We start from the raw sequence: 26,763 nt of genomic DNA on the forward strand, positions 1-26,763 counted from the left end.
AGAAAACAATTTGGTTAAGGGAAGTGAGCAGAATGATACGATTCATGGAAGAAAGAGATATTCCCGAGGTTTTGGTTATCTATAATGATATTATTTTAACAAGCAAGGCTGTCTATCGATACGAAATACAAACTTTAGATGAAAAAGTACAGTGGTTTAGGGAGCAACAATCATTAGATAATCCTTTACTTGTATTTGAGGATAATGGGCTTGTCGCTGGCTTTGCTACCTATAGTCAATTCCGTCCTTACCCAGGTTATAAATATACAATGGAGCACTCTGTCTATGTGCATAAAGAACATTATCAAAAAGGGATTGCGACAAAGCTCATGAACAGGCTGATAGCGATCGCTGAAGAAAATGGTGTCAAAACGCTTGTTGCTGGTATTGATGGAGAAAACATTGGTAGTATTAAAGCACATGAAAAATTAGGCTTTGAATATGCAGGAACCATTAAAAATGCAGGCTATAAATTTGAACAATGGCTAGACCTTGTGTTCTATCAACTTCATTTGACTGGACCGAAATCATAAAAGGATATGACAAATGTCATATCCTTTTTGTGATGTTTGCGTCTGTTACTGACTTGTATTCTTGTTTTATGATGAGGTCATAAGAAAAAAAGAAACGAGGGAGTAAAAGATGGCAACTATTAAAGAAAAAACAAAAAAGTTACGCCAAGATGTAGCGCCATTTGCCAAATCAGATACGCGTAAAAGTGTTTTTCAGATTATAAATACAATTGTACCGTTAATTGCATTATGGGTGGCTGGTTACTTGTTAGTGGATGTATCACCTTGGCTAACAGTCGGCTTAAGTGCTATTTCAGCAGGTTTTGTCGTACGAACTTTTATTATTTTTCATGATTGTACACACGGCTCATTTTTCAAAAGTAAAAAGGCAAACGACTGGGTTGGATTTTTTACTGGGGTGCTAACATCATTCCCTTATGAAAAATGGAAACGTGAACATACAATTCACCATGCAACAAGCTCAAACTTAGACAAGCGTGGTATCGGTGATATTGATATGATGACAGTTGAAGAATATATGCAAGCCTCAAAAGGGCAACGTCTATGGTACCGCTTCTATCGTAATCCATTTGTGATGTTTGGATTAGGCCCACTTTATATGGTTCTTGTCTTAAATCGTTTTAATCGTAAGGATGCGAAGAAGAAGGAACGTCTCAATACAATTTTGACGAATATTGTCATTGTGGGAATTTGTGCCGCTTTAATTTTCTTCATGGGCTGGCAAGCGTTTTTATTAGTGCAAGGCGTTACTTTATTTATTGCAGGTTCTTTAGGAATTTGGTTATTTTATATCCAGCACACGTATGAAGATTCTTATTTTGAACACGATTCAGAGTGGGATTATGTGAAAGCTGCAGTTGAAGGAAGCTCCTATTATAAATTGCCAAAACTTTTACAATGGGTAACAGGGAATATTGGTTTCCATCATGTTCATCACTTAGCTCCTCGTGTACCTAATTATAATCTTGAAAAGGCACACAATGAGACACCGCCATTACACATGGCAACAACGATTACTTTACGTACGAGTTTAGAATCACTACGTTACAAGTTATATGATGAAGATCAAGGTAAATTTGTGACGTTTAAAGAAGTAAATGAAATTATAAAACGTAAAGAAAGAGGCAGTATTGCCGCTTAGTTGATAACAGCCATCTCTGCAAGAGAGATGGCTGTTTTATGTAAAGAGAAGAATATGGGTCAAAGCATGTACAGGCATAAATTTAATTTTCTTGTTATAATAAGGGAAAAGTAGGAAAGAGCGTGAGATTATGTTGAGGAAATGGCATAGTATTATTCCGAATAGTCCGATGCTCAGTGTATATTTGTGGATAATTTTTTGTTTCCTACCGTTTTTCTTCATTTTTAGGAAATCTTCTTACATCGAAATTTCGATAGGCATTACATTTTTAATGCTCTATTTTATCTTCTATCGATTTGCCATGAATTCGAAAAGCGGTTTAGTTTACATGTGGATTAGCTTTGAAATGGTCATAAACATTATTATGACCATCTTGTATGGCTATGTCTATTTGTCCATTTTTACAGCATTTTTTATTGGGAATATCCGAAGACCCGTCGGCTTTTATATTATGTATGGTCTACATATTGGCTTTACAGTTATTTCAACTGGTGCTGGATTCTTTGTAGAGCTCAACCTATTTTTATCGCAGTTGCCTTTCGTTGTATTAACAATTTTAGCTGTTGTCCTTTTACCGCTAACGCTTTATTCCAAAAATAAACGTGAAAATTTAGAGGGACAGTTAGAAACAGCCAATGAACGTATTGCTGAGTTAATTGTTTTTGAGGAACGACAAAGAATAGCTCGAGATTTACATGATACATTAGGTCAAAAATTGTCCATGATTGGTTTGAAGAGTGATCTAGCTTCTAGGCTGATTGAACGAAATCCCCAGCAGGCCTTGATTGAGATTAAGGATATACGCCAGACCGCTAGTATTGCTTTAAAAGAGGTTCGGGAATTAGTTTCAGATATGCGCACGGCAAAATTTGAAGATGAGATCATGCGTATTTCACAAATGCTAAAGGCAGCTGAAATGGAGTTTGTCTTTGAGGGGGATAAAAACGCACTGCAAGTTCCACCACTTGTAGAGAATGTTTTATCTATGTGCTTAAAAGAGGCGGTTAATAATGTTGTCAAACATAGTGGAGCAACAAAATGTGAAATTGCCTTCCATCAAAATTTTAAAGAAGTTTATTTAGTAGTGCGAGATAACGGACAGGGCATTACAAAAAAACAAGCCTGGAGAACTGGTAATGGATTGAAAGGAATGCGGGAACGTTTAGAGTTTATTAATGGGTCCTTTAAAATTGAAAGTGTTGAGGGCACCACATTAACGGTAACTATCCCAGTAGCTATTACGCATCAGAATGTCAAAGACAATCTGAAGAACATATAGAAAAGAGGATTGTGACATGATACGAATTGTGATTGCTGAAGATCAGGGGATGCTATTAGGCGCGCTTCGCTCTTTACTTAGTATGGAGGAGGATATGGAGGTTGTTGGCTTAGCAAAAAATGGTGAGGAAGCATTGATGCTTGTGGAAGAGCATCAGCCTGATATTTGTATTATGGATATTGAAATGCCAGTGAAAACGGGACTAGATGCAGCAGAAGAAATGCATAGCACTGGCTCAGGTTGTAAAGTCATTATTTTAACTACATTTGCTAGACCTGGTTATTTCGAACGTGCTAGAAAAGCGAGTGTCAGAGGCTATTTATTAAAGGATAGCCCTATAGAGGAGTTAGTGAGCGCAATCCGTACAATCATGGACGGTAAACGCATTTATGCGCCAGAGCTCGTTGATTTTGTCTATGAAGATGATAGTGAAAATCCTTTAACGGAGCGAGAGAGTCAAGTTCTGACACTTGTAGCAGAGGGCAAGACGACAAAGGAAATTGCTGCTGAGCTGTTTTTGTCTGCTGGCACAGTTCGTAACTATATTTCGACGATTTTAGAAAAACTAAACGTCGGCAATCGAATTGAGGCCATTGCACGCTTTAAAGAAAAAGGATGGAATAAATAAAATGAGAACCTTTTCGCATCATAAGCGAAAAGGTTCTCTTTTTTTTACTTATTACGTTTAGTTAAACGGCCAAGAACGAATGCACCTGCTGCTACTGCAAGAACAGTATTCGTTTTTTTCGTAAATACTTGTTTTGTGACAAGATTAAGGTTTTGAGGACGCTCAGCTAAACGGCGCATGAAATAACCGTACCAATCTTCACCGAATGGAACGTACACACAGAAGTTATAGCCCTCTTTTGCAAGTTCTTTTTGCATATCTGTACGGAAACCATATAGCATTTGGAATTCAAATTTATCAAGCGGAATATTATGATCAGCTACAAAGCGTTTTACGTGCGCAATAATATTGTGATCGTGAGTTGCGATTGATGTAAATTTACCATTTAGTAGGTGATATTCAATCAACTCAATAAAGTTTAAATCAATATCTAATTTATCTTGATAGGCTACTTCAACTGGCTCTTTATAAGCACCTTTTACGATACGTAAACGGTAGTCCTTAAATTTTTCAATATCATCTTTTGCACGGTAAAAGTATGATTGGATGACTGTACCAACATTATTAAATGTTTTCGATAATTCTTCCACCATATCGAAGGAAGTTTGTAGACGTCCATAGTCTTCCATATCAAAGTTAACAAAGATATCGTATGAAGCGGCTTTTTCTACAATCTCATACAGATTGTCATAACAAAAATCAACATCAATATCTAAGCCTAATTGAGATGGCTTTAATGAAATATGTGCCGCTACACCATTTTCGTGAATAGCTTCGATCACAGTAAGGATTTTTTCTTTAGCAGCAGTCGCTTCTTCTTTACTTGAAACAAATTCACCTAGGTTATCTACTGTACAAGAAATATTATGTGCATTTAGTTCTTTGATGCTTGCAATTGTTTCTTCGATATTTGTACCAGCTACTACACTTTGTGCTCCTAATTTTAGGCCATATTTCTTTGCAGCACTATTTAATAGTTGGTTCTCAGATAAGTGGATGAAAAAATCGCGTAATAACATGGTCATTCTCCTAACTGCATTTTCTTTTTAGTATAACATAAATTTTTTAAACTATATTACATTCAGCCTAACAATTATTTCATTTCGAGTAATTGCATACGTTCATTAAATAGTGCAGGATAACTTAAAAAGCCAATCATAACGCTGGATAATGTTGCAGTAGTTAAGAGAGCAAAGATAATTAAAAGTTGAAATTGGACTGCATGAATAGGGTCGGCTCCCCCAATAATTTGACCACTCATCATACCTGGTAACTGTACTAGCCCGATTGTTTTTTGACTCTCAATCGTAGGAATCATACTAGCTTTTATGGCATTAATTAATTGACGATGAATAGCCTGTTTTGGTGTGCCACCCAGGGATAGTATTAGTTCCATTTGATCCTTATGGTTAATAATTTCAGCTGTAAAACGATTTAAGAATAAAATGGATAGCACCATGGAATTACCAATTAGCATCCCGCTAATGGGAATGATATACTGAGCGGTTGCTGGAACAATATGAAAGCCTAGCAAAACACCTTGTGTAATTATTTCTATCATGACAAGAGTCAGTGCTATCTTCCAGGTGATTCCTTTAATACCTGCTCCTTTTTTTCGTGCATTTAACGTGGCTACGATAATCATTAGTGCTACCATCAGTAAAATATAGCTATAACTATTTGCATCAAACACAAACTTTAATATATAGCCGACAGCAAGCAATTGAATGATGGAGCGTAATGTTGCAATAAGCGTATCTTTTTCAAGGTCTAATTTTAATATTTTGGATAATAGTAAAGGGATACAAACAAAAATTAATGTCAGTGATAAGGCTGTATATGTCATTTGTTTACCCCCTGTACAAACTCGGCAACACGTGGATTTGTTGGTGCATCGAGTAATGAACTTTTACCAGTTTCAACGAGCTCCCCATTCATCATAACCCATGTATAGTGACCAATCGTTAGCGCTTGTTGCAAATTATGGGTAATCCAAATCATGGTAACATTGTATTTTTTGTTAATGGTGACAATCAATTTTTCAATATCCTGTACGGATTGACGATCCAAGGCAGACGTTATTTCGTCTAATAATAAAATAGAGGATTTATTGATAAGTGTTCGAGCGATGGATACCTTTTGACGTTGTCCGCCTGATAGATCATTTGTAGATTGATGTAGGAAGCTTTCGTTTAACCCAACGTCCTCTAAATATTGAATAGCCTCCTGCTGCAAAAGTTTTTGTCCTTGCAGTGTACGGGGAAGTGCAAGATTCTCTAACACTGTACCTGCTATCATAGGAGCTGCCTGTAAAGCAATACCAACATGCCTTCTTAAAGCTGTTGGATCATATGTAGAAATAGGTTGATTATCGACGAGTATATGCCCATTTGATGGTGAGAGAAGGCCATTACATAATTTAAGTAATGTTGTTTTACCAGCGCCAGAGGGGCCAACGAGAGTGGTGATTTGCCCTTTCGGAAATGACCCAGTAATTGACTTTAATATCATTTTGTCATTTACTGAAAAATGAACTTGTTGAAAGTGAATGGCAGGTTCATATAACATATTCATCTATTGAAACTCCTTTACTTTAGTCAGTAAAATAACTGTAGCATGAAATGACTGGAAGATGGTGTTGAAATAAAAGAAAGAAGGTGATTTGGGAATGGAAATATTGTATTTCGATACATTAACATATGCACAAGGCGATATGTATGTTGTGGCTTCAGACAAAGGACTTGTTTATATAGGTACACCAAATGCACCATTCGATGAAGTAAAGGAGTGGGCTATAAAACCATTTAAAGGATATTGTTTTGAAGAGAATTCAGAAAAGTTGCTCCCATATAAAGAGCAGTTAACAGCCTATTTTAAGAAGGAACTTATTGAATTTAATCTTCCAATCCATGTGAAAGGGACAGCATTTCAATTAGCAGTGTGGGATGCATTAAAAGAATTACCCTATGGTACAACAACAACTTATGGAAATATTGCTCAACGCATTGGTAATCCCAAAGCGGTTCGAGCGGTGGGGACTGCTATTGGAGCAAACCCAATCCTGGCAATTATTCCATGTCATCGGGTTATTGGCAAAAATGGTCAATTAACAGGCTTCAGAAGCGGCTTAGCTATGAAACAATTTTTACTTGAGTTAGAGAAGGAATAGAACGAGTGAAGCGGTAAATGTTAGTCTCTTGCGAAATAATGGAAAGAGCGCTTTTTCTATGGATTAGATCACTTCAAACAAAGTAATCTTCTTTCTCTGTAAACGAACAGTTTCACATGTAGGAGTGCACCAAAAGAAATCTGCCCCATTATCCAAAGATAAAGGAGCAGATGAACTAGCTATACATGTTGTTCTTCTTGAACATTGTTCTGCGTTTTACCGAAATGTGTTAAACGATGAGCGAAGGTTTCGCCTCGCACAGCGGAGCTTTTGAAAATATCTTGGTATTCGTAGGCAGGCGTTCCGTGTTCCATTACATCTAATCCAGCAATTTCTTCTTCAGCTGTTACTCGTAATGGGACAAATGCTTTGATGATCAATAAACCTGCAGCTACAGATACACTAACCCAAGCAATAGTTGCAATAACGCCGATTGCTTGAATACCTAATAGACCAAAACCCCCACCATAAAATAAGCCTTGCCCACCAATATCAAATAGTCCAACTGCCAGTGTTCCCCAAATACCACAAATACCATGAACAGCAATTGCTCCAACAGGATCATCAACTTTTAGCTTCCACTCTAGGAAGCGTACACCTTCCACAAGTAAAGGGGCAGCAATTAAACCAATGATAAGTGAGCCAAAAATGCTGACATTCGCTGCACCAGCAGTAATCCCTACAAGCCCAGCTAATGCACCATTTAATGTAAGAGAGCCATCGATATGTCCGTATCTAAATTTTGTATAGAAAGCAGTGGCAACGACACCAGCTGCAGCTGCAAAAAACGTATTAGCAATAACACTAGGAACTAGCTCTGGATCAGCTGCTAATGTAGAAGCGCCATTGAAGCCGAACCAACCAAACCAAAGTAAAAATACGCCTAATGCACCTAATGGAATGCTGTGTCCTGTAATAACATTTACTCGCCCATTTTCATATTTGCCTAGTCGAGGTCCAACCATAACTGCTGCCACAAATGCTGCAACAGCCCCTGTTAAGTGGACAACTGTCGAGCCAGCAAAATCAACAAAACCTAAATCTGTTAACCAACCTTGACCACTCCAAACCCAGTGGCCTACTACAGGATAAACAACTAAAGACATAAGTATAATAACTCCAACATAAGCGAAAATATTAGTACGTTCTGCAACAGCCCCCGATAAAATAGTTGCTCCAGTTGCAGCAAACATCGTTTGGAAGATAAAGAAAGAAAGATCATCTACTCCTTTTAAAGCAAAGCCACTTGTGCCGAAAATGCCACCTACTGAGTCTCCGAACATAATGGCATAGCCACATAAAAAATAGACGATTCCACCAAGAGAAATGGTAAGAAAATTCTTCATGATGATATTGACTGCATTTTTTGAGCGGGTAAATCCAGCCTCAACCATAGCAAAACCTGCATGCATAAAGAATACTAAAATAGTGCCAAGCATCACCCAAATTAAATTAACAGATAATAGTACCTCATCCATCTATATCGCCCCCTTTATTCTACTGCAATCGATCCGACTTCTTTTGTTCGGATACGAATTGCTTGTTCTACTGGATAAATGAAAATCTTCCCGTCCCCAACTTTACCGGTTGCTGCTTCACGCAATAAAATCTCTACAATGGCATCAACTTTGCCATCGTCTACAATCATTTCTAATTTTAATTTAGGTAAAAATTCAATTTCATACGTATTGCCGCGGAAGAGTCCTGTTCGACCTAGCTGACGACCACAACCAGCGATTTCAGAAACGCTTAACCCTGCAATTCCTTCCTGTGCAAGACCATCCCGAACAGCTCCAAAAACTTCAGGACGAATGATTGCTTCAATTTTTTTCATGAGTACCAGCTCCTTGCGTAAATTTAATTTACATGTTAAAACGGTATTAAAAACAGTGCAATTGTTTTTTTGAATTCTATGTAAGGTTAGTTTACATAGAATATTTCTAGTCTCGAAGTATTTTAGAAAAAAGGTTTTTATAAAGGGAATGAAAGCGGTACTAAAATTTGTGTCTAAAATGTGTACGGTTCTAAATTTTCTGACTATTTATGTTAGAAAACCTAACATCTACAAGAGGGAATGTAATACGCAAGAATTTGGGTATATAGTGTATACTAGGACTAATTATCAAAGCGGAAGAAGGGGTTTCTTTTGAGATCGAACTATGCAGATGATAGCTTAGCGCTACACACAGACTTATATCAAATCAATATGGCAGAATCCTACTGGGCGGATGGCATACATAATAAAAAAGCGGTTTTTGAATTGTATTTTAGAAAATTACCTTTTGGTAATGGCTATGCCATATTTGCTGGGTTAGAGCGAATGCTTGATTATCTACGTGATTTTCATTTTAGTGAATCGGATATTGCGTATTTACGTGATGAAGTAGGTTATAAAGATGACTTTATCCAGTATTTAAAGAACATCCGATTTACTGGAGAAATGTATTCCATGGTAGAAGGGGAACTTGTTTTCGCTAATGAACCAATCGTCCGAATTGAAGCTCCATTAGTAGAGGCGCAGCTAATTGAAACAGCCTTACTTAATATTGTTAACTATCAAACATTAATTGCTACAAAGGCTAGCCGTATCAAGCAAATTATTAAAAATGAAGTGGCAATGGAATTTGGTACAAGGCGTGCACAAGAGATGGATGCTGCTATTTGGGGAACACGTGCCGCGTTTATCGGTGGTTTTGCTTCCACAAGTAATGTTCGAGCAGGTAAACTTTTTAAAATTCCTGTCTCTGGTACACATGCCCATGCATTAGTGCAAGCTTATAAAAATGATTATGATGCATTCCATGCTTATGCAAAACGTCATCGCGATTGTGTGTTTTTGGTAGATACTTATAATACATTGAAATCAGGGGTGCCAACTGCAATTAAAGTAGCTAAAGAGCTAGGAGACAAAATTAACTTTATTGGCATACGCTTAGATAGCGGCGATATTGCTTTCTTATCAAAAGAAGCTCGTCGTATGTTGGATGCTGCAGGCTTCCATGATGCCAAAATCATTGTCTCAAACGATTTAGATGAATACACCATCTTAAATTTAAAAGCTCAAGGAGCAAAAGTGGATGTTTGGGGAATTGGTACAAAGCTTATTACAGCTTACGACCAGCCTGCGTTAGGTGCAGTATATAAAATGGTGGCTATCGAGAATAGCGAAGGGCAACTTGAAGATACAATAAAAATCTCAGCTAATGCGGAAAAGGTATCAACGCCAGGCTTGAAAAATGTCTATCGTATTATCGATAAAAAGAATGGAAAGGCAGAAGGAGACTACATCACAATGCACGATGAAAATCCTCAAGCTGAGGAACGTATCATAATGTTCCATCCGATTCATACGTTTGTCTCAAAGTTTGTCACAAATTTTGAAGCAAAAAATTTACATCAGCATGTTATTAAAAATGGAGCGATCAATTATCAAAACCCTACATTAGAGGAAATGCGTGATTACGCGGCGGAGAATTTAGAGCTGTTGTGGGATGAATATAAGCGTGCGATGAATCCTGAAGAATATCCGGTCGATCTCAGTCAAAAATGCTGGGATAATAAGATGCGTAATATTGAAGAAGTGCATGCGATGGTTAAACGAATGTAAAAAGGAGTGACGGGTGCAATGACTTTACAGCAACAAATTATTGAGGAATTACGCGTACTGCCTAACATTGATGTACAGAGGGAAATACGTAAATCAATTGATTTTTTAAAGGAATATGCAAAACGCTATAGTTTTGTAAAAGGTTTTGTTCTTGGTATTTCTGGTGGTCAAGATTCAACATTAACAGGAAAACTAGCGCAGTTGGCTATTGATGAATTAAATGCAGAAGAGGGAGAAATGAAGTATTCGTTTTTCGCTGTACGATTACCATATGGCGTACAAGCTGATGAACAGGATTGCCAAGATGCCATTGATTATATAAAGCCAACGAAGGTTTATACAGTAAATATAAAAGACGCAGTGGATGCTAGTGTGAGAGCTCTAACAAATGCGGGGGTTGAGCTGAATGACTTTGTGAAAGGGAATGAAAAGGCTCGTGAGCGTATGAAGGTCCAATATTCAATTGCTGCAATGAATGGAGCGGTTGTATTAGGAACAGATCATGCTGCGGAAGCTATTACAGGCTTCTATACAAAGTTTGGTGATGGTGGAGCAGACTTAATGCCAATCTTTCGTTTAAATAAACGACAAGGAAAGCAATTGTTAGCAGAACTTCAATGCCCTGAGCATCTTTATAAAAAGGTGCCTACAGCAGACTTAGAAGAAGATCGTCCCTCATTGCCAGACGAAGTGGCGCTAGGTGTGTCGTATGATCAAATAGATGATTATTTAGAGGGGAAAGAAATTCCAGAAGAACCTCGCCAAAGATTAGAAGGGTATTATTTGCGTTCCCAACATAAACGTCATATGCCAATTACAATATTTGATGATTTTTGGAAGTAAGATGAGCGAAAAGGGTTATAAAGAAAGTGGTTTCACTTTTAAAAATAGCTCTTTTCGCTCTTTTTTTATGTATTATGGTTCTATGTTGTTAATTGTCAGCATATAATGTCGATATAATTACCTATAAGGATAATAAAATGTAGGGGAGGGTAACTTTTTATGAGGACTTCTAGAGTGAGTGCAACGACAAGTAGTGTTTTTCGGCAGGAACAACAGTATTTACATGCTGGTGATCTCAGCCATAACTTTGGGCAAAATCCACAAAAGCAATTTCGGAATAGATTACAAAAAAATAAAGAGAAGACGTACAATTCAACAACTATTTCTGTTAATTCACAACAGCAGCAACCGATTACACCTATCCATATAGATAGCGCTAGTGATTTGGAAATTCGCCGTGAATTAAATGAGACGGCATTAAAGCTCAGTCGTTTAAACAAACAAAAGAAGCGTCTCAATAGTTACCGTTCTTCCATATAAGCCAAACTCTCCACATCAGTGTGGAGAGTTTTTATTTTTGAGGGGAAGTAAATGAAAGTACTAAATTCAAAATATTTGAAGTGAAGATGTTCATGGAATGTTCAAGGTAATTTTTCCATTTCTTCACAGCGATTTTTAACTAATTTCACAACTAATCTGTAATGTAGGAGGTGGCAACAAAAAACTAAACTTGGAGGATAAAGTTGTGAAAAAATTATGGTTACCTGCACTAATATTATTATTTGTACTTGCAGCTTGTGGTAGCGAAAAAAAACAGGTAGAAGAAACGGAAATTGAGCAAGAAGTTACGAAAAATGAATCAGAAACCGTGCAAGTTGCTTCATTAGTAGATACACGGTTACAAGAGCCAGAAGAAGAGACAACTTGTGAAATGTGTAATATGAAAGTTTATATGAAAGACCATGATATGGGTGTATTTTCAGCACAGGCAATAAAAGAAGATGGAACAATCGCTTTTTATGACGATATTGGCTGTTTATTAAATGCAGAGGTTGCTAATGAAGAAAAAAACGAAAAATTTGTACGTGATTTTGTGTCGAAAGATTGGGCAAAGATTGAAGATGTAACAATTATAAAAACAGAGCTGAAATCTCCGATGAACTGGGGCTATATTTATTTCGTGGACAAGGCTGAAGCAGATAAATATATGCAAGAAAATTCGAAAGCTTATGAGGAGGAACTACAAAAAATTAAAGATGATGCATTGGAGAGACGTAAGAAAATGATGCAAAAAAAGGCTGAGGATGAAAAAGATGCATCCGGTTCTATGCATTCGAATGAGATGAATCAAGAAGGGCACGGTCATTAAATCATAGACTAGGGGAAATCCTCTAGTCTTTTCTTGCTGAATGAGGAGGTGGAAAGTGATGAAGCAAATCATGTTGTTCTTTTTATTTTTTCTCATGACAAGTCAAACGGCGTATGCAGAATTTGATATTCAATATGCTATCGATCAAGCAAAAGCTGGAGATAGTATTCATATTCCTGCTGGTCGTTACCAAGGGAATTTCACGGTGAAGAAACCGATCAAACTGTACGGACAAAAAGGGACTGAGCTTTATGCTCAAAATGATGAACCTGTATTAAAAATTGAACATGTATCGAATGTTTCTATAGAAAATATAAGGATAACAGCAAAAAATAAAGGAATTGTTGCTAATGAGGCGGATAATTTAGAGCTAAGAGCTATTGAACTAAAAGATATCCGAGTTGGTATATATCTTCAACAATCAAGGCATATTCGAATTTTAGAAAATAGGATCATTGGAAATGAATCTCACTTTGCTGAAAAAGGAAATGGAATTGCGATTTTTAAAAGTGAAGATGTCGTGATCGATCAAAATACGATCGAACAAGTCCAGGATGGTATATATGTTGAAGAAGGGACGCGAATAGATGTACAGCGAAACAAGGTAACAAATAGCCGTTATGGAACACATTTTATGTATTCAAGTAATGTGAAGGTGTTGTTCAATACATATTTACAGAATGTTACAGGTCTTATGGTGATGATGACTACTAATTTAGAAATAAGTAGTAATACAATTAGTGCTCATAATGGCTTCAATAGTTATGGACTTATGATGTATGACACACAGGAGGCAATGGTAAGAGAAAATAGCTTTCTACATAATCGTGTAGGGGTAGCGTTGCAGAAGAGTTCAGTGATTCAAATACAAGAAAATCGCTTTCAGATGAATCAAACTGCATTAGAAGGTACAAAAGTCGATGAGCGTTCGATCATTATGGATAATCAGTTTACAGGCAATATATTAACAGCAAGGTCAGACAATCGGGGGTTACGTTTAATTCATAATTTTTATGATGATTATACAGGGCTAGATGTTACAGGTGATGGTTTTGGAGATGTTCCATATGTGGCTGTGTCAAGTTTTGGACAATGGATGGTGAGACAGCCGGTTTATCAATTTTTTGTGGCATCACCAAGCGTTGTTATCCTGACGTCACTAGATCAACAGATTAATAAAACAGAACGAAATCTACTGGTAGATAATGAACCAAAATTACTGAGCAATATGAAAGAGATAGAGTTTTCATTCAATATCTTACAATTAGTGATTGGTTTTATCGTGTTTATGGGAAGTTTATGGCTTTGGAAAAGGGGGATACGAGTGTGACTAGATGGATAATGATAGTAATTATATGTGGCGTTATTTTAGTAGGCTGTGGTGAAAAAACATACCTTCCACGTGAAATTAATAGTGAAACAGATGTTTGTGAAGTTTGTAATATGAGTATTGTTCATAATGAATACGCAGGGCAAATTGTTTTGAAAAATGGAGACTATGAGATTTTTGATGATATTGGATGCTTAATGGATTACATTGAGCTAAATGGCGATGGTGAAGTGGGAGCAGCCTATATTAAAAATAAAGCAACGAATGAATGGATTGACGTTTATAAAGCGATTTATGTGTACAACAAAAATTATTGGACGCCGATGAACTATGGTGTTATTGCATTTGCTACAAAAGACGAAGCCAAAGAATGGATGAATGATGAAGAAGAAGGTCAACTATTTGCCTATCGTGATTTGCTGACATTGAATTGGGGGATTCATGAGTGATGTTTGTAAAAATAGAGCTGAAGCAGATTTTAAGAAGTCGATGGATGCAACTAGTAGCCTTTCTGTTTGCGTTTGTTTTCGTTGCCATAGTCGTCATTCAACAAATGGCTTTACCAGATATTGAAGGCTTTACACGTCAAACTGCATCATTTTTAAGTGTGTTATTATTTCTGCTGCCGCTATTTATCCTCACCATTGGTAGTATGAGTATAGCTGGTGATATAGAATCAGGTTGGTTATCGTTATTAAAAACATACCCTATGAAGCGGAAGCAATATATTACAGGCAAATATGTAGCTACGGTACTTGCGTTTTTATTAGTAATAGTAGTGGCATTTGGTTTTGTATTAACCGTAGGTGGGTTACTAGGTGGGGTACGGTTACCAATTGTTTTAGTTATTCTTACGCTATTATGTATTATTATCTTTGTGTCTTTAGGAATCTTGCTAGGGGTATTTGCAAAAACAAGATTATTTGCACTTGCATTATCACTTGTAGTATGGTCCTTTCTTTTATTGCTCATTTCTTATGCTTTAATGGCTATAGGTGCAGTTGTTTCAGGACATCTTTTACAAAAGCTCATCATCATAACGATACATATTAATCCAGTAGAATGGCTGCGCTTCGGCTATTTTATATTTAGTAATCAAGCTAGTGTGCTTGGTCCAGCCTTTTATGATGTAACGAGGTTTTACTTATCACCGCTTGGTCAGGTGGTGTATGGAATAATAACAATACTCTGGATTGTACTACCGTTAATGCTTGCTACGAAGCTGTTAAAGGAGGGGGAGCGGCGATGATTCTGTTAGAGGGAAAAAATGTAGCTAAGGTTTATGAAAATGATAGAGGATTAAAAGAAGCCTCCTTTCAGCTGCAAGCTGGTCGAATTCTTGCATTGGTTGGAGGAAACGGGGCTGGAAAGAGTACTTTGATTCGTTTGTTAACGGGTCAAGAGAAACAGCAATCTGGTGAAATAATATGGCATCAACCACAAACAATCCGTTTTATGCCTGATGATGTAAACTTTCCAACTATGCTAACTGCAGCTGAAATATTAGAGCTGTTGGCATCTTTAAAACAAGTAGATAAATATGAGCAAGAGAATGTACTGAAGCGTGTTTCCTTGTGGGATGTTCGGAAGCAAAGAGCTAAACACTTTTCCAAAGGGATGCTCCAACGGCTAAACCTAGCCCAGAGCTTACTTGGTAACGGGTCATTGTTAATTTTAGATGAGCCAACGAATGGTCTAGATCCCTTTTGGATAGCACAGTTGAAAAACATGATGTTGGAGGAGAAGAAAAAAGGCAATACCGTTATCTTCTCTACTCATTTGCTATCTTTTGCTGAAGAAATAGCAGATGATGTATTAGTTTTACATGAAGGTGAAATTATCATTTCTGGGGCGATATCTGAAATTTTCTTGCAAGAAAATTCTACATCTTTAGAAGAAATATGGTTAAAAAGATTGAATTTGTAACATTCTAATGGTTAATGACGTTATATAATAAGGATTAGGCTTGTTTGGATGTTATCAAACAAGCCTTTTTTATGAATGTTCGTAGGAAGTAGAAGTTTCAGATAATTGTTTTACAAGACAGATTTCGCTATGCTTAGATTAAGTTTGCTTGCAATTCACACAATTGCTTGATGGAATGGGAGGCTTTTCGATTAATGAATGCTCAAATACAGAATGTTTTAGAAAATATAGAAAAGGTAATGATTGGTAAAAGAGAAGTTGCTGAGCTCAGTATTGTCGCATTATTAGCAAGGGGACATGTTTTATTGGAGGATGTACCTGGAGTAGGAAAGACAATGATGGTGCGAGCACTTGCAAAATCGTTTGATGCACAATTTAAGCGTATTCAATTTACGCCAGATCTATTGCCATCAGATGTAGTCGGTATTTCTATTTATAATCCCAAAACAATGGAGTTTGAATTTCGTCCAGGGCCAATCATGGGGGATGTTGTATTAGCCGATGAAATTAACCGAACGTCACCGAAAACTCAATCAGCGTTGTTAGAGGGGATGGAAGAGGCTTCTGTTACAATTGATGGGAAAACGCTGATGATCAATCAGCCATTTTTTGTGATGGCTACACAAAACCCGATTGAACATGAAGGTACCTATCCTTTACCTGAAGCACAACTAGATCGATTTCTCTTAAAGATAAAAATGGGCTATCCATCTAGGGGGCAAGAGGTTGAAATTTTACGAAGAGCTGAGAATGGTAAAGCCATTGAAAAAATCGAAGCAGTATTATCGGTAGCGCAATTAATCGAATTACAGGAACTTGTTCAAGGTGTGTATGTAGAAGATTCTGTTAAAAATTATATGGTGGAGCTTGCTACCCTAACAAGAGAAAATAATTATGTCTATTTAGGTGTGAGTCCACGTGCCACAATAGCGCTAATGAAAGCTTCTCAAGCTTACGCATTTTTAAAAGGACGAAGCTATGTTACCCCTGATGATGTTCAATATTTAGTGCCATTTGTTTTTAATCATCGTTTAGTTTTAAAACCAGATGCACGCTATGATAACGTGACAGCAGACGAAATTATCCAGCGGATCATTGCTAAAACACCAGTTCCGACAAAGAGGTTTGCAGAACAATGAGGCAATGGAAAGCTTTTGTAGAAAAAAGTAAACATTTCCTATTAATCGCTTTCTTGATGATCATAACATTTTGTTATGCAATGTTCCAAGGTGGGTTTGTGAGCTGGTTTGTATTTTTTACGGTTAGCCCATTTTTAGTATATGCATTCATTTTCTTTGTCGTTAGAGAAGATATTTTACTAATCGAACGCAAGATTGACCCGATTCATATAGAACGAGGTCAATCAGCGAAGGTGCTTATTACGATAGAACGTAAAACACGTTTTCCATTTGCCTATATCGTAATGGAGGAACTTGTGGATAGTGAGGGATTAGTGCAAGCTAAAATACAAAATGCGAATGCCATTAAGTTCGTTGGATTTAAAAAAACCTTTAGCTGGCAATATGAATTGGAAAATATGCCACGTGGTGAACATCGTTACCTAGGTGTTACAATTGTTTTCTATGATTTTTTTGGCTGGGCTAAAAAGGTTGTCGTAGCAGAAAAGGACCAAACTATTTTAGTTTACCCAAGAGTACAAGAGATGAAATATGCTGCGCTTCAAACAAAATATGATGTTGGCTTGATGATGTCTCCATACTCTATTGTGAAGGACACATCGATGGCTGTTGGATTACGAGAGTACGTTCCAGGAGATCGTTTTTCGTGGATTCATTGGAAATCATTTGCACGTACACAAAAGTTACAGTCTAAGGAATTTGAGGATCGACAATCATCTGAACTAATGTTAGTGCTAGACGCTACAAAATCCTCGATGTTTGAAGAAAAAGTAGAGTTAGTAGCTTCAATGCTACAAATGATCGTTCAGGAACGAGGAGATTTATCATTTATTTCTGCTGGAGCAATGACGAAAGTATTCCCAGCTATACAGGGTGACAAGCATTTAGATCAAGTCATGTATCATTTAGCTGCGATAAAACCTACAGAGAATGTCAAGTTTCGATTTCATGACCAACAAGCCTTTAAACAAGTTGCAACACTGCTTTATGTGACAAGTGATGTTTCAGATGAATTCCTACATACTCTTGCGAATATAGTGAAAAGCTGTATTTGTTTTGTAGTGGCAAAGCAGCAACCAGTGCAATCTGAGCTTGCGATGCGGTATAAACATATACAAGTTATTTATGTAAATCCAGCAGATTTCTATCATTTATTCACGGAGGTGATAAGACCGTGAAGCAATCATTAGGAGAATTTTTAGAATTAGCCATAGCTTATGTTATTGTATTTTTCATTTTGCGTGAATGGCTTATTCCCATTATGCAATTAACGAATACAGGTGGGATGCATCTTTTCTTAGTGTTTATCGGTATGTCTTTAGCGCTAAGTCTTTTCCGCGTACATCCTTTATTATCAGGATTAGTGAAGTTTGGTTATATTACCTGGTTTGTCGTTTTTATCTATAGCCCTAGTCCTGTATTATCTGGTGATACATTGCCTTTTTTATTGGCTGAATGGAGAGGGAACATGGCCACGATTCTAACAGGTGACTTTGGACAGGTTTCAGATGTTTTCAGAACAGTGTTATTTCTTGTATTGATTTGGATGCTGGTCTATTTAATTCACCATTGGGTTTCGGTGCGAAAAAATATATTCTACTTCTTTGCCATGACCGTATTCTTTATTGCAACTTTGGATACATTTAGTGACTATGACGGTAAAGCGGCAATTGTAAAAGTTGTTGTTTTAGGATTAATCATGACAGGTGTTCTTTTTGTCAAGCGCCTATGGCTTCAAGTAGAAACTACAAGTACGGTAATGGAGAAATGGAAAATTGTTATTCCCATGCTAGTATCTGTATTACTCGTTAGTTCTGTAGCATACTTTTTACCAAAGACTGGGCCAACATGGGCAGATCCGGTGCCGTTTATCCAAGGGGTTACTGGACAAGACGGAAATGGAAATGGTCAAAAATCAGTTGGTTATAGCCAGGATGATAGTCAGTTAGGTGGTCCGTTCCAAGGAGATAATACTTTAATATTCACTGCCTCTTCCCGTGATCGTCATTATTGGCGTATTGAAACAAAAGATACGTATACCTCAAAAGGTTGGATTGTTTCAGAGGGGAACTTTGGGAAAAATGTTTATGAGTCAAATACACCCATTCTGACTTCTTTACAAGTAGGGCCGCCCGAAAGTGAACGTCAGATTCAATTAGATATTGCTGTTCCAATGCCATTTTTAATTCAAACATATGGTATGCTTTCTGTTTCGGCTCAAGATTCCACTTTATTTATTCAAGATGAGCAGACTGAAAAAATGAATATAGAACAACAGGTAGGGGAATCGAAATCATTATCAAACTATTCATTGTCTTATAGTGAGCCTGTTTATAGTATGGAGCAGCTCCAATTGTCATATCCAGCAACACTTGAAACAATGGATTCTTCCTTTGATCGATTTTTGCAGTTACCTAACCAACTTCCTCAGCGTGTAAGGGACTTAGCGTCTGAAATAACGCAAAAGAAAGATACGGTTTATGAACAAATTAAGGCTGTAGAAAGTTATTTTAGAACAAATGGTTTTAAGTACGATAAAACGCAAGCTGCCATTCCTGGTGAAAATCAGGATTATGTCGATCAATTTTTGTTCGATACAAAAGTTGGGTATTGTGATAATTTCTCCACTTCAATGGTGGTACTTTTACGCTCAGTAGGAATCCCAGCTAGATGGGTGAAAGGCTTTGCACCTGGGACTGCAGGACCTGTGTCAGATGGATTACGCGAATATCGCATCACGAATGACAATGCGCACTCATGGGTAGAAGCTTTTATACCTGGAACGGGATGGATGGAGTTTGAGCCTACAATCGGCTTTTCTGGGAATGTTAACATCGATTATGATATTCCGTTAGATGCGTCTGATGAGGAGGAAGTGGCGCAGCCAGAACGAAAACCCGAGCAGCCACAACCGCAAGAACAGGTAACCGAGAAGGAACAGACAAAATCAACATTTAGCTTTGATGCAATGTGGTTATGGATGAAAAAGTTTGCCTATGTTTGGGTGATAATTGTTGTATTATTAATAATCACAGGTATTTCTTTATTCTTACAGCGTAAAACGTGGATTCCTAAGATGCATGTTCGAGCATACCGTAAAAAAGTAACGGATTGGTCAAATTTCGATTCTTCCTACCATGTTTTACTGAAGCAATTATCTCGTATTGGTTTGCGCAGAAAAGATGGAGAAACGTTAAGTGCATTCGCAGAGCGTGTAGATTCAGCATTAGAAACAGATGAAATGCAAAAGCTGACGGTAGTCTACGAGCAACATATTTATGGGAAAGACAAAGAAGATGTTGATTTTGTGAAGCTGAAAGAAAGTTGGGAATATTTAATCAATCGCACTATCAGTTGATTTTAACGTAGACAAAGAGTAAAATGAAAAAAATTAAATGCAAGGATTGCTTTCATATAAGTTCGATAATAGGGTTCGGATGTTTCTACGAAATCACCTTAAATGATTTCTCTATGAAGGCGGATGTTTTCGTTAGGTGAAAAGTATAGTAAATCACTTTACTTTGCTACGCATTCGCCTTTATCAATATTCTAGAGCTTATGAACGCGTAGAAAGTTTTTTTACTTTCTTCGCGTTTTTCTTTGAACACATGAAAAATCCTTTAAAAATAATAGAAGAGGTGGAAATTTTGACAGCTAGCCCTTTATTAAAAGAGCAAGAAAAAATCGTTGTACTAGACTTCGGTAGCCAATTTAACCAATTAATTACACGTCGTATTCGTGAATTTGGTGTTTTCAGTGAATTACATCCACATACGGTAACTGCAGAAGAAATTAAAGATATGAACGCAACAGGTATTATTTTCTCAGGTGGTCCAAACTCTGTTTATGATGAAAATGCCTTTCATGTGGATCCAGCTATCTTCGAATTAGGTTTACCGATTTTAGGTATTTGCTATGGTATGCAATTAATGGCCCATACAAACGGCGGTAAAGTTGAAGGTGCTGAAACACGCGAGTATGGTAAAGCCGAAATTCAAGTAACAACACCAAACAAATTATTTGGTGAATTACCTACAGAACAAATCGTTTGGATGAGCCATGGTGACCATGTAACAGAAGTTCCAGCTGGATTTGAAGTCATCGCAACTAGTGCATCTTGTCCGATTGCTGCAATGGCAAACGTTGAACGTAAACTATATGCTGTACAATTCCATCCAGAAGTACGTCACTCTGTATATGGTAATGATCTATTACGTCAATTCGTATTCGACATCTGCGAAGCGAAAGGCGATTGGTCAATGGCAAACTTCATTGAGCTTGAAATTGCAAAAATTCGTGAAATCGTTGGCGATAAAAAAGTATTATGTGCACTTTCTGGTGGTGTAGACTCATCAGTGGTAGCGGTGTTAATCCATAAAGCAATAGGCGATCAATTAACTTGTATGTTCGTAGACCACAACTTAAACCGTAAAGGCGAAGTTGAACAAGTAATGAAAACATTCACAGAAGACTTTGACATGAATCTTATTAAAATTGATGCACGTAAACGATTCATGGACAAACTTGCTGGGGTTTCTGATCCAGAGAAAAAACGTAAAATTATCGGTAATGAATTCATTTATGTATTTGATGAAGAGGCATCTAAGCTTGAAGGTATGGATTTCTTAGCACAAGGAACTCTTTACACAGATATTATTGAATCTGGTACTTCAACTGCACAAACAATCAAATCACACCATAATGTTGGTGGTCTTCCTGAAGATATGCAATTCCAACTAATTGAGCCACTGAAAACTTTATTTAAAGATGAAGTACGTGCGCTAGGCTTAGAGCTTGGACTAGACGAAAAAATCGTTTGGCGTCAACCGTTCCCAGGTCCTGGATTAGGTATCCGTGTTCTTGGTGAAGTAACAGAAGAAAAATTAGAAATCGTTCGCGAATCTGATTTCATTCTACGTGAAGAAATCGCAAAAGCTGGCCTTGATCGTGACATTTGGCAATATTTCACGGTATTACCTGATATCCGTTCAGTAGGTGTAATGGGCGATGCTCGTACGTATGACTATGCAATCGGTATCCGTGCCGTTACATCTATCGACGGTATGACTTCTGACTGGGCACGTATTCCTTGGGATGTACTAGAGAAAATCTCCGTCCGCCTTGTAAACGAAGTAAAACATGTGAACCGTGTGCTGTATGATATTACATCTAAGCCACCAGCAACGATTGAGTGGGAATAATAGCAAAAGCCCTAAAAGCCCTGAGAGGTTTTTAGGGCTTTTTTTGATTTATTTCCTTCTGAATTTATGGCTTAATGAAGTATCTCAACTGCAAAAATTGCTGGTAAAGTGTTGTATGTAGTAAACTAAATGAATGCACAAGAAATTATACTATTCAGATTAGGGGGGATTTAAATGGAGAAAAATAAACCAATGATTCATACATTAACGGTTGGGATGCCAAAAGAATTGGTTGATAGTAAAGGACGTTCAATGATTACAGGGATTGAAAAGCAACGAGTGCAAGAAGTTTATTTGTCCTCTCAAGGCTTTGAAGGGGATGATGTGGCAGATAAAAAACATCACGGTGGCCCTGATCGAGCAGTTTGTTTATATCCTGCGGAGCATTACATACAATGGGAACAGGAACTTGGAAAAACGTTACCCGTTGCTGCATTTGGCGAAAATTTAACCGTAACAAATATGTTAGAATCAGATGTTTGTATTGGTGATATTTATAAAATTGGAGATGCTGTCATTCAAATTACACAGGGACGTATTCCATGTAGTACGATTGATAGATATACCGAGGCAAACACATTACTCAAACGTTTAATCGAAACAGGCTATACAGGTTTCCTTGCGCGTGTACTTGAAGAAGGGACAATCTGTGCAGATTCAACAATTGAGCTTGTAGAAAAGCATCCTGCACGTATCTCTGTTTTGTATTGCAATGAAGTGTACTTCAAAAACAATGATGCAATCGCTATGAAACAAATACAAGCAGTAGATGCATTAGCAGAAGATTGGAAAGAAAAATTAGAAAAAAGAATTCAAGTCTTGCAAAGTAAAGTGATGAGTTAAAACATACGTTCAAAAGAAGGATCCTCTAGAATTTCTAGGGGATTTTTTCTTTAAACTAATTGCTGAAATGTTCAGTACAAAGCCTCTTTAGTAATACATTTAAGAGAACCTGAACATTAAATAAGAATTTTACACGAACTTTCGCATTTCTTTTTAGAAAAATGTTCGGAAATAGGGTTGAATTCTAAAAAACGAAATGATATATTACAAATGTAAATTAAATACGTCGTCGTATAATGTCGGGGATAAGGCCCGTGAGTTTCTACCAAGTTACCGTAAATAACTTGACTACGATTTAGGTTTATACATAAATGTATAAACACTAATTTGTTTCACACACTAATTGTGATGAAATATATCGTAGACATGCGACTAGTAGAGTAGTCAGCGTGTCTTTTTTGTTTTCGATATTGAAGACGACCACACGGAGGATTTTTTGATAATGAAAAAATATTTCATGTTCGATGAATTAGGAACTAATTATCGCCGCGAAATAATAGGCGGTATTACAACCTTCCTTGCAATGGCATATATTCTAGCTGTTAACCCAGGTATTCTAGAAAATGCAGGGATGGATAAAGGTGCTGTTTTCGTAGCAACAGCATTAGCAGCAGCAGTCGGTTCTTTGATTATGGGGATTTTCGCTAAGTTCCCGATTTCACTTGCTCCTGGGATGGGGTTAAATGCATTCTTTGCATTTACTGTAGTCGGAGCATACGGTATTCCGTGGCAAACTGGTTTAACAGGCGTGTTCTTCTCAGGGATTATCTTTATTATTTTATCTTTAACTGGTATCCGCGAAACTGTTATTAATGCTATACCAGTACAACTTAAATATGCAGTTTCTGCAGGTATTGGTTTATTTATAACTTTTGTTGGTTTACAAGGAGCAGGGATCATTGTCGATAGCCCAGCTACTTTAGTGACTTTAGGAAGTTTCACAGGCGCTACATTATTAGCGGTATTCGGAATTATTCTTTCAGTTATTCTTATTATTAAATTGCGCAGTATCGGTATTTTCTTAGGGATGGTGATTACTGCAGTTATTGGGATGATCACAGGTATCATTGATCCTCCGACAGCCGTTGTATCAGCTATTCCAAGTGTAGATTCTACATTCATGGTAGCACTAGAACCACTTGGTGACTTCGGTACATTATTTAACGTGAAGTTTTTAGTAGTAGTGTTAACATTCTTGTTTGTTGATTTCTTTGATACAGCTGGTACTTTAATGGCTGTAGCGACACAAGCAGGTTTAGTAAAAGATAATAAATTACCGCGTGCAGGACGTGCCTTAATGGCAGATGCACTAGCAACAACTATCGGTTCTTTATTTGGTACGTCAACAACAACAGCGTACGTAGAGTCAACTTCTGGAGTTGCTGCAGGCGCTCGTTCAGGATTTTCAGCAGTCGTAACAGCAGTACTGTTCTTAGTTGCATTATTCTTCTCACCATTACTAGCAGTGGTAACACCAGCAGTTACTGCTCCAGCTTTAGTAATCGTAGGGGTACTAATGGTATCGTCCTTACGCTTAATTGATTGGGACAAATTCGAAATAGCAGTACCTGCATTCTTTACAGTATTAATGATGCCACTTGGTTATTCAATTGCTACTGGTATTGCAATCGGCTTTGTATTCTACCCAATTACAATGTTATTAGCAGGTCGTAAAAAAGAAATTCACCCAATGATGTATGGTCTATTCTTTGTTTTCCTTGCATACTTCATTTGGGTACGTTAGTTAAACAGACACCTTTAATTGTTAGTAAGTTGCTAACAATTAAAGGTGTTTTTTATTGAGTTGATCCAAAATAAAAGAAGGTATTATTTTTACATTTATATAGAAGAAACTCGGTTTTAAATAATGCGAATAGTTTTACTTTAATGAAACACTTGCAAACTTAAATTTATGATGATATATTTAAACACGTTGTTACGAAATAAACGAACAACTTAAAAAATATTAACATAAACAGTTGACAACGAGTTAACATTATGTTAAATTATAAAAAGTTACTTAGTGTAACTAGTAAATGAACCTTGAAAACTGAACAAGCAAAACGTAATCAATAAAGTTTTAAGTAGCTAGTTTTGCTAGTGAACAAAACAAAAATTTTGGACATCAAACATGATGCCAGCAAAACAATTTGAGCTAATCAAATTTCTTTTATGGAGAGTTTGATCCTGGCTCAGGACGAACGCTGGCGGCGTGCCTAATACATGCAAGTCGAGCGAACAGAAAAGGAGCTTGCTCCTTTGACGTTAGCGGCGGACGGGTGAGTAACACGTGGGCAACCTACCCTATAGTTTGGGATAACTCCGGGAAACCGGGGCTAATACCGAATAATCTCTTTTACTTCATGGTGAAAGACTGAAAGACGGTTTCGGCTGTCGCTATAGGATGGGCCCGCGGCGCATTAGCTAGTTGGTGAGGTAACGGCTCACCAAGGCGACGATGCGTAGCCGACCTGAGAGGGTGATCGGCCACACTGGGACTGAGACACGGCCCAGACTCCTACGGGAGGCAGCAGTAGGGAATCTTCCACAATGGGCGAAAGCCTGATGGAGCAACGCCGCGTGAGTGAAGAAGGTTTTCGGATCGTAAAACTCTGTTGTAAGGGAAGAACAAGTACAGTAGTAACTGGCTGTACCTTGACGGTACCTTATTAGAAAGCCACGGCTAACTACGTGCCAGCAGCCGCGGTAATACGTAGGTGGCAAGCGTTGTCCGGAATTATTGGGCGTAAAGCGCGCGCAGGCGGTCCTTTAAGTCTGATGTGAAAGCCCACGGCTCAACCGTGGAGGGTCATTGGAAACTGGGGGACTTGAGTGCAGAAGAGGAAAGTGGAATTCCAAGTGTAGCGGTGAAATGCGTAGAGATTTGGAGGAACACCAGTGGCGAAGGCGACTTTCTGGTCTGTAACTGACGCTGAGGCGCGAAAGCGTGGGGAGCAAACAGGATTAGATACCCTGGTAGTCCACGCCGTAAACGATGAGTGCTAAGTGTTAGGGGGTTTCCGCCCCTTAGTGCTGCAGCTAACGCATTAAGCACTCCGCCTGGGGAGTACGGTCGCAAGACTGAAACTCAAAGGAATTGACGGGGGCCCGCACAAGCGGTGGAGCATGTGGTTTAATTCGAAGCAACGCGAAGAACCTTACCAGGTCTTGACATCCCGTTGACCACTGTAGAGATATAGTTTCCCCTTCGGGGGCAACGGTGACAGGTGGTGCATGGTTGTCGTCAGCTCGTGTCGTGAGATGTTGGGTTAAGTCCCGCAACGAGCGCAACCCTTGATCTTAGTTGCCATCATTTAGTTGGGCACTCTAAGGTGACTGCCGGTGACAAACCGGAGGAAGGTGGGGATGACGTCAAATCATCATGCCCCTTATGACCTGGGCTACACACGTGCTACAATGGACGATACAAACGGTTGCCAACTCGCGAGAGGGAGCTAATCCGATAAAGTCGTTCTCAGTTCGGATTGTAGGCTGCAACTCGCCTACATGAAGCCGGAATCGCTAGTAATCGCGGATCAGCATGCCGCGGTGAATACGTTCCCGGGCCTTGTACACACCGCCCGTCACACCACGAGAGTTTGTAACACCCGAAGTCGGTGAGGTAACCTTTTGGAGCCAGCCGCCGAAGGTGGGATAGATGATTGGGGTGAAGTCGTAACAAGGTAGCCGTATCGGAAGGTGCGGCTGGATCACCTCCTTTCTAAGGATTATTTCGGAATACAAACCTTGGGTTTGTAAGATTACGTTTTGCGTTCAGTTTTGAAGGTTCATTCTATCTGAATGAAACACTTCAA

Annotated in this window: 24 protein-coding genes, 1 rRNA gene and 2 riboswitches; of the genes, 20 read left to right on the forward strand and 5 right to left on the reverse strand. The window is 38.0% G+C overall.

Going from position 1 to position 26,763, the window contains the following annotated elements:
* Positions 1-32 precede the first annotated feature (32 nt).
* The 4 genes from ACMGGO_RS01835 (at position 33) to ACMGGO_RS01850 (ending at position 3,581) form a co-directional block, all read left to right on the forward strand.
* Entirely contained in the window at positions 33-533 is a 501-nt protein-coding gene (locus ACMGGO_RS01835; RefSeq protein WP_420281539.1) for a GNAT family N-acetyltransferase, read from the forward strand.
* Between the two features lie 109 nt (positions 534-642).
* A complete protein-coding gene (locus ACMGGO_RS01840) occupies positions 643-1,674 on the forward strand; it encodes a fatty acid desaturase (RefSeq protein ID WP_048394986.1) in 1,032 nt (343 codons plus the stop codon).
* Positions 1,675-1,804: 130 nt separating this feature from the next.
* Positions 1,805-2,953, forward strand: a complete 1,149-nt coding sequence (locus ACMGGO_RS01845; protein ID WP_420281540.1) for a sensor histidine kinase — start codon at positions 1,805-1,807, stop codon at positions 2,951-2,953.
* 16 nt (positions 2,954-2,969) lie between these two features.
* Positions 2,970-3,581 (forward strand): response regulator transcription factor, encoded by a 612-nt coding sequence (locus ACMGGO_RS01850; RefSeq protein WP_048394990.1) that lies wholly within the window; start codon positions 2,970-2,972, stop codon positions 3,579-3,581.
* Between the two features lie 44 nt (positions 3,582-3,625).
* Here the strand turns inward: ACMGGO_RS01850 and ACMGGO_RS01855 are convergent, their stop codons facing one another.
* The 3 genes from ACMGGO_RS01855 to ACMGGO_RS01865 form a co-directional block, all read right to left on the reverse strand.
* Entirely contained in the window at positions 3,626-4,600 is a 975-nt protein-coding gene (locus ACMGGO_RS01855) for a proline dehydrogenase family protein (RefSeq protein WP_048394992.1), read from the reverse strand.
* Between the two features lie 74 nt (positions 4,601-4,674).
* Positions 4,675-5,427 (reverse strand): ABC transporter permease, encoded by a 753-nt coding sequence (locus tag ACMGGO_RS01860; protein WP_066038126.1) that lies wholly within the window; start codon positions 5,425-5,427, stop codon positions 4,675-4,677.
* Positions 5,424-6,155: an ABC transporter ATP-binding protein gene (locus tag ACMGGO_RS01865; protein ID WP_016995349.1), complete on the reverse strand. Its 732-nt coding sequence runs from the start codon at positions 6,153-6,155 to the stop codon at positions 5,424-5,426. Before ACMGGO_RS01865 ends, ACMGGO_RS01860 begins: the two co-directional genes overlap by 4 nt.
* A 94-nt stretch (positions 6,156-6,249) precedes the next feature.
* On the opposite strand from ACMGGO_RS01865, the gene ACMGGO_RS01870 reads away from it, so the two are divergent.
* Entirely contained in the window at positions 6,250-6,750 is a 501-nt protein-coding gene (locus ACMGGO_RS01870; protein WP_016995350.1) for a methylated-DNA--[protein]-cysteine S-methyltransferase, read from the forward strand.
* 179 nt (positions 6,751-6,929) lie between these two features.
* On the opposite strand, the gene ACMGGO_RS01875 is transcribed toward ACMGGO_RS01870, so the two are convergent.
* Positions 6,930-8,228: an ammonium transporter gene (locus tag ACMGGO_RS01875; protein WP_016995351.1), complete on the reverse strand. Its 1,299-nt coding sequence runs from the start codon at positions 8,226-8,228 to the stop codon at positions 6,930-6,932.
* A 14-nt stretch (positions 8,229-8,242) separates the two neighbouring features.
* The gene (locus tag ACMGGO_RS01880; RefSeq protein ID WP_016995352.1) at positions 8,243-8,584 is read right to left on the reverse strand and encodes a P-II family nitrogen regulator; all 342 of its coding nucleotides are present in this window, start codon (positions 8,582-8,584) and stop codon (positions 8,243-8,245) included.
* A gap of 312 nt (positions 8,585-8,896) precedes the next feature.
* Here ACMGGO_RS01880 and ACMGGO_RS01885 point away from each other — a divergent pair, with 312 nt between their 5' ends.
* The 15 genes from ACMGGO_RS01885 to ACMGGO_RS01955 all read left to right on the forward strand — a co-directional run bounded on the left by ACMGGO_RS01885 (position 8,897) and on the right by ACMGGO_RS01955 (position 26,669).
* A complete protein-coding gene (locus ACMGGO_RS01885; protein ID WP_374806257.1) occupies positions 8,897-10,357 on the forward strand; it encodes a nicotinate phosphoribosyltransferase in 1,461 nt (486 codons plus the stop codon).
* 18 nt (positions 10,358-10,375) lie between these two features.
* Complete coding sequence (nadE, locus tag ACMGGO_RS01890) at positions 10,376-11,200, forward strand: ammonia-dependent NAD(+) synthetase (RefSeq protein WP_048395002.1); 825 nt, start codon at positions 10,376-10,378, stop codon at positions 11,198-11,200.
* Between the two features lie 159 nt (positions 11,201-11,359).
* Positions 11,360-11,680 (forward strand): hypothetical protein, encoded by a 321-nt coding sequence (locus ACMGGO_RS01895; protein ID WP_048395004.1) that lies wholly within the window; start codon positions 11,360-11,362, stop codon positions 11,678-11,680.
* A gap of 205 nt (positions 11,681-11,885) precedes the next feature.
* Positions 11,886-12,509, forward strand: coding sequence for a hypothetical protein (locus ACMGGO_RS01900; protein ID WP_374806259.1), 624 nt, complete (start codon positions 11,886-11,888; stop codon positions 12,507-12,509).
* 58 nt (positions 12,510-12,567) lie between these two features.
* Positions 12,568-13,839, forward strand: a complete 1,272-nt coding sequence (locus ACMGGO_RS01905) for a right-handed parallel beta-helix repeat-containing protein (protein WP_374806260.1) — start codon at positions 12,568-12,570, stop codon at positions 13,837-13,839.
* Entirely contained in the window at positions 13,836-14,288 is a 453-nt protein-coding gene (locus ACMGGO_RS01910) for a nitrous oxide reductase accessory protein NosL (protein WP_231595734.1), read from the forward strand. Before ACMGGO_RS01905 ends, ACMGGO_RS01910 begins: the two co-directional genes overlap by 4 nt.
* The gene (locus ACMGGO_RS01915; protein ID WP_420282314.1) at positions 14,288-15,088 is read left to right on the forward strand and encodes an ABC transporter permease; all 801 of its coding nucleotides are present in this window, start codon (positions 14,288-14,290) and stop codon (positions 15,086-15,088) included. Before ACMGGO_RS01910 ends, ACMGGO_RS01915 begins: the two co-directional genes overlap by 1 nt.
* Positions 15,085-15,765: an ABC transporter ATP-binding protein gene (locus ACMGGO_RS01920; protein ID WP_103118863.1), complete on the forward strand. Its 681-nt coding sequence runs from the start codon at positions 15,085-15,087 to the stop codon at positions 15,763-15,765. Before ACMGGO_RS01915 ends, ACMGGO_RS01920 begins: the two co-directional genes overlap by 4 nt.
* Before the next feature lie 194 nt (positions 15,766-15,959).
* Positions 15,960-16,904 carry an AAA family ATPase gene (locus ACMGGO_RS01925; RefSeq protein ID WP_048395021.1) on the forward strand — a complete coding sequence of 315 codons (945 nt, stop codon included), beginning with the start codon at positions 15,960-15,962 and terminating at the stop codon, positions 16,902-16,904.
* A complete protein-coding gene (locus ACMGGO_RS01930) occupies positions 16,901-18,082 on the forward strand; it encodes a DUF58 domain-containing protein (protein ID WP_103118862.1) in 1,182 nt (393 codons plus the stop codon). Before ACMGGO_RS01925 ends, ACMGGO_RS01930 begins: the two co-directional genes overlap by 4 nt.
* A complete protein-coding gene (locus ACMGGO_RS01935) occupies positions 18,079-20,262 on the forward strand; it encodes a DUF4129 domain-containing transglutaminase family protein (RefSeq protein WP_420281541.1) in 2,184 nt (727 codons plus the stop codon). Before ACMGGO_RS01930 ends, ACMGGO_RS01935 begins: the two co-directional genes overlap by 4 nt.
* A 32-nt stretch (positions 20,263-20,294) precedes the next feature.
* A riboswitch (purine riboswitch) is annotated at positions 20,295-20,396 on the forward strand.
* Between the two features lie 155 nt (positions 20,397-20,551).
* Positions 20,552-22,105 carry a glutamine-hydrolyzing GMP synthase gene (gene guaA, locus ACMGGO_RS01940; RefSeq protein ID WP_036076059.1) on the forward strand — a complete coding sequence of 518 codons (1,554 nt, stop codon included), beginning with the start codon at positions 20,552-20,554 and terminating at the stop codon, positions 22,103-22,105.
* Between the two features lie 174 nt (positions 22,106-22,279).
* On the forward strand, positions 22,280-22,948 hold the full coding sequence (locus tag ACMGGO_RS01945; RefSeq protein ID WP_048395027.1) for an MOSC domain-containing protein: 669 nt from the start codon (positions 22,280-22,282) through the stop codon (positions 22,946-22,948).
* A 209-nt stretch (positions 22,949-23,157) separates the two neighbouring features.
* A riboswitch (purine riboswitch) is annotated at positions 23,158-23,259 on the forward strand.
* Positions 23,260-23,390: 131 nt separating this feature from the next.
* A complete protein-coding gene (locus ACMGGO_RS01950) occupies positions 23,391-24,692 on the forward strand; it encodes an NCS2 family permease (protein ID WP_004230532.1) in 1,302 nt (433 codons plus the stop codon).
* 425 nt (positions 24,693-25,117) lie between these two features.
* Positions 25,118-26,669, forward strand: a 16S ribosomal RNA gene (locus tag ACMGGO_RS01955).
* Positions 26,670-26,763: the final 94 nt, after the last annotated feature.

This window comes from Lysinibacillus sp. BNK-21, from assembly GCF_048684915.1.
Lineage (GTDB): Bacteria > Bacillota > Bacilli > Bacillales_A > Planococcaceae > Lysinibacillus > Lysinibacillus capsici.